The organism is Stenotrophomonas sp. (genome assembly GCF_031995405.1).
Classification (GTDB): domain Bacteria; phylum Pseudomonadota; class Gammaproteobacteria; order Xanthomonadales; family Xanthomonadaceae; genus Stenotrophomonas.
The window spans coordinates 1-4,101 of the sequence record NZ_DAMAGC010000196.1; the positions used below are offsets into that span (position 1 = coordinate 1).

General features: G+C 68.5%; 5 protein-coding genes. All 5 read right to left on the reverse strand.

All coding sequences use genetic code 11. The annotated features are described in order from the left end of the window. Window positions 1-1,030 (reverse strand): UDP-N-acetylmuramate dehydrogenase (gene murB, locus RTO53_RS19625; protein ID WP_312239339.1); only part of this gene is annotated, 1,030 nt, incomplete at its 3' end. Continuing rightward, the gene (locus tag RTO53_RS19630; protein WP_312239340.1) at window positions 1,027-2,082 is read right to left on the reverse strand and encodes a quinone-dependent dihydroorotate dehydrogenase; all 1,056 of its coding nucleotides are present in this window, start codon (window positions 2,080-2,082) and stop codon (window positions 1,027-1,029) included. The genes RTO53_RS19630 and murB, both read right to left, overlap by 4 nt. A 9-nt stretch (window positions 2,083-2,091) precedes the next feature. Further along, a complete protein-coding gene (locus tag RTO53_RS19635; RefSeq protein WP_312239341.1) occupies window positions 2,092-2,862 on the reverse strand; it encodes a class I SAM-dependent methyltransferase in 771 nt (256 codons plus the stop codon). A gap of 7 nt (window positions 2,863-2,869) precedes the next feature. Continuing rightward, window positions 2,870-3,154, reverse strand: a complete 285-nt coding sequence (locus tag RTO53_RS19640; RefSeq protein WP_312239342.1) for a DUF4190 domain-containing protein — start codon at window positions 3,152-3,154, stop codon at window positions 2,870-2,872. A 182-nt stretch (window positions 3,155-3,336) separates the two neighbouring features. Then, entirely contained in the window at window positions 3,337-4,086 is a 750-nt protein-coding gene (locus RTO53_RS19645; RefSeq protein ID WP_312239343.1) for an SDR family oxidoreductase, read from the reverse strand. Between the last annotated feature and the right edge of the window lie 15 nt (window positions 4,087-4,101).

Genomic DNA, 4,101 nt, shown 5'->3' on the forward strand with positions numbered 1-4,101 from the left:
GGCGGGGCTCCGGTTCGATCGGCACGCCGAACTTCTCCAGCACCGAGGCCGAGATCCGCCGCGCCAGGGCGAGCAGATCGTCGCCGCTGGCCGCGGCATGGTTGACCAGCACCAGCGCGTGGTCCGGCGACACCCCGGCATCGCCTTCGCGGTAGCCCTTCCAGCCGCAGGCCTCGATAATCCACGCTGCCGACAGCTTGCGCCGGTTTTCTTCGGCGGCCGGGTACACCGGCAGGTCGGGGAAATGCTGCTGCAGCACCTCGACCTGCTCCAGCGGCAACACCGGGTTCTTGAAGAAGCTGCCGGCATTGCCGAGCACATCCGGATCGGGCAGCTTGCGTCGACGGATGTTGATCACTGCATTGGCCACATCGGTGGCCGCCGGCAGTTCAACGCCCATCGCCTGCATCTCTTCGCTGATCCCGGCATAGCCCAGGCGCAGCTCGTGCAGCAGCGGCAGGCGCAATTCGATCGCGCTGATCAGATAGCGGTCCGGGGCATGCTTGAACACGCTGTCGCGGTAGCCGAACTGGCAGGCCTCGGCATCCAGCCGTACCCACTCGCCGGTCTGCCGGTCCCAGGCTTCGACGGTCTGGATGAATTCGTCCACCTGCACACCGTAGGCGCCGATGTTCTGGATCGGCGAAGCGCCGGCGGTGCCGGGAATCAGCGCCAGGTTCTCCAACCCGGACAGCCCGTTCTGCAGCGACCACATCACCAGCCCGTGCCAGTTCACCCCGGCCCCGGCGCGCACCACGGTGTGGTCGGCGCGATGCTCCAGGATCTGGATGTCGCGGTTGGCGAACACCAGTACGGTGCCCTCCACATCGCCGGCCAGCAGCACGTTGCTGCCACTGCCCAGCACCAGCAGCGGGCGGTCGGCGACCTGCGGCAGCGCCAGCACCTCCGGCAGTAGCGCCGCGTCGTGCACCTCGAGCAGCTGCGCGGCGGTGGCGTCGACATGGAAGGTGTTGAGCGCCTTCAGCGAGGCGTTTTCGGTCAGGATCCAGGCGGGCATTGCGTTACTCATAGGGGGGCGACCGCACCGCGGCTGGGGGCTTCGCGGCGGCGGCGGATGGCTTCCACGCAGTCCTGCACCAGGGCCGGGCCACGGAAAATCAGGCCGCTGTAGCACTGCACCAGCGCGGCACCGGCGGACATCTTGGCCACCGCGTCAGCGCCGGACTGGATGCCGCCGACGCCGATCAGCGGCATCGATTCGGGCAGGCGCGCGCGCAGGCGGCGCAGCACCAGGGTGGATTGGCCGAGCAGCGGCGCACCGGACAAGCCACCGGCTTCCTGCGCCATCGCGTCGCCTGCAACCGCACTGCGGTCGATGGTGGTATTGGTGGCGATCACCCCGTCGACCTGCAGTTCGCTGAGCACGCGCGCGGCGGCATCGATGTCGCGGTCGCTGAGGTCCGGCGCCACCTTGACCAGCATCGGCACGCGCTTGCCGTGTTTGGCGGCCAGCGATTCCTGGCTCTCGCGCAGCTGCGACACCAGCTGGCGCAGCGCGTTCTCTTCCTGCAGCTCACGCAGGCCGGCGGTGTTGGGCGAGGAGATGTTGACGGTGATGTAGTCGGCCAGCGGATACACCTTCTGCAGGCAATGCTGGTAGTCGTCGAACGCCTGCTCGTTGGGGGTGTCCTTGTTCTTGCCGATGTTGATGCCGAGCAGTCCGGTGCGGCGCTTGGCGCGTTCGACGTTGCGCACCAGCGCGTCCACGCCGAGGTTGTTGAACCCCATGCGGTTGATGATGGCCTGGTGTGCCGGCAGCCGGAACAGCCGCGGCTTGGGATTGCCGGCCTGCGGACGCGGGGTGATCGTGCCGATCTCGACGAAGCCGAAGCCCAGGGCCAACAGCGCATCGATATGCTCGCCATTCTTGTCCAGCCCGGCCGCCAGCCCGACCGGGTTGGGGAACGTCAGGCCGAAGGCCTGGGTCGGCAAGGGGGCGATGCGACCGGCCAGCAGCGGCGTGGTGCCGGTTCGGTAGGCCAGCTCCAGCGCGTTCAGGCCCAGGCCGTGGGCACGCTCGGCGTCGAAGGTGAAGAGAAAGGGACGGGCAAGCGAGTACATGGCGTTCGATCAGTCCAGCGTGCCGATGAAGGCACGGGTGTGGTATTCAAAAGCGACCTGGCCGTCCACGGCATGCGCGTCGAACAGTTGCTGCAGGGCCTCCAGCATCGGCGCATGGCGTGGATGCCCGGCCGGTGGCGCGTAGGAAGACGACAGCAGCCGTCCACGCAGGCCGTCCAGATCCATGCGCTGCACATTGGGGAAGCTGGCCATGCCGCGCAGCCCCGGGCCGAACCAGGCGCGCATTGCATCGTCGTCCTGGTAGCGCTCGGCGACCTGGGTGTAATCGGTGCCGAATTCCAGCAGCAGCTGTTCGTAGCCGACCAGGAACGGCGAGGCATCGAGCAGGCGCGAATTCCAGAACACCAGCGCCATGCCGCCCGGATGCAGGATGCGCGCCCATTCGCGGCGCACCGCGGTCGTGTCGAACCAGTGGAAGGCCTGCGCGGCAGCCACCAGGCCGACGCTGTCATCGGCCAGCGTGGTCGCTTCGGCGGTGCCATCGACCAGTTTCAGGCGCAGGTAATCCGGGGCCAGCCACTGCTCGGCGGCGGCGCGCATGGCCGCGTTGGGCTCCACCGCGATCACCGGGTGGCCGCTGGCCAGGAACAGGCGGGTGGAGATGCCGGTGCCGGCGCCGATGTCGGCGACCAGCGTTTCGGTGGCCACGCCGATGTCGTGATGCAGCCAGTCCAGCAGGGCCGGCGGGTAATCGGGACGGTAGCGGACGTAGTCGGCGACCCGGTTGCTGAAGCGTTCGGTCGAATCCGATGCGCTCATGAACACCTCACGATTGGGATGCGGCAAACAAGGCCAGTCCACCGAAGAACAACAGGAACCCGGCCACCACGAGCAGGCTGCCGATCACCGCCACCCAGCCCAGGATCAGGCCGGCGAGTGCCAGCCCGTCGCCTTCCAGCGCCTGCGGCTGACGGCGGATGTCCGCGCGCGCCATGTGCCCGGTGATGATGGCCACCAGGCTGCCGATGAACGGCAATACCGTCCAGCCGACGATGCCCATGACCAGGCTGACGACCGCCAACGCGCTGGTTTGTCGAAGTGGCTGGTTCATCCGGTTCCTCCAAGGCAATGCGCCCATGATAGTGCCTGTGGCCGGTTTATCCCATCGACCGCAGGGCACCGGCGCCGCCTGCGCGGGTCGGTGCGGGCGACGGAGTGCGGCGTCCAGCAGCACCCCGCCCACCCACCGGTATCTCCCGTGATGGCGATGACATGCGTGGCGAAGCGGGCGGTTCAGCCCATCAGGACCTGGCCGCCATCCACGTTCAAGGTGTGGCCGGTGATCCAGCCTGCCAGCGGCGAACACAGGAACAGCGCGGCATTGGCGATCTCCTGGGGCTGTCCGAAGCGACCGAACGGAATCTTCGCCAGGGTGCCGTGGTACAGCGCGGGATCCTGCTCGCGGCGGCGCGCCCACAGCCCATCCTCGAACTCGATCGAGCCCGGGGCGATGGCATTGACGCGGATCCGCTGCGGCGCCAGTGCCAGCGCCTGCGAGGTGGTGTAGTGCATCAGCGCGGCCTTGGCCGCGGCATACGGTGCGGCACCCGGACGCGGCTGCTGGGCCGCGATCGAGGCAAGATTGAGAATGCAGGCGTCGCTGGACTGCTGCAGCCAGGGCAGGGCCAGTCGCGAAGCGCGCACTGCCGACATCAGGTCGACGGTGAGGCTGGCTTCCCAGCCGGCCTCGCCGTCGGCCATGCCATAGCCGGTAGCGTTGTTGACCAGGACATCGATGCCGCCAAGCACGCCGGCTGCATCGGCCAACCAGCGGCCGATGTCGTCCAGTACGGCCAGGTCGGCGGTGGCGGTATGCACCTCCAGGCCGAGCGCCCGGGCGTCATCGCGCAGCGCGGCAAGCCCCGGCGCACCGCGTGCACATACCGAAACGCGGGCGCCCGCCGAAGCGAACGCCAGCGCCATCGCACGCCCGATGCCCTTGCTGCCACCGGCAATCACTACCCGGCGCCCGGAGAAATCCAGGCGCGGGCCGGCAGC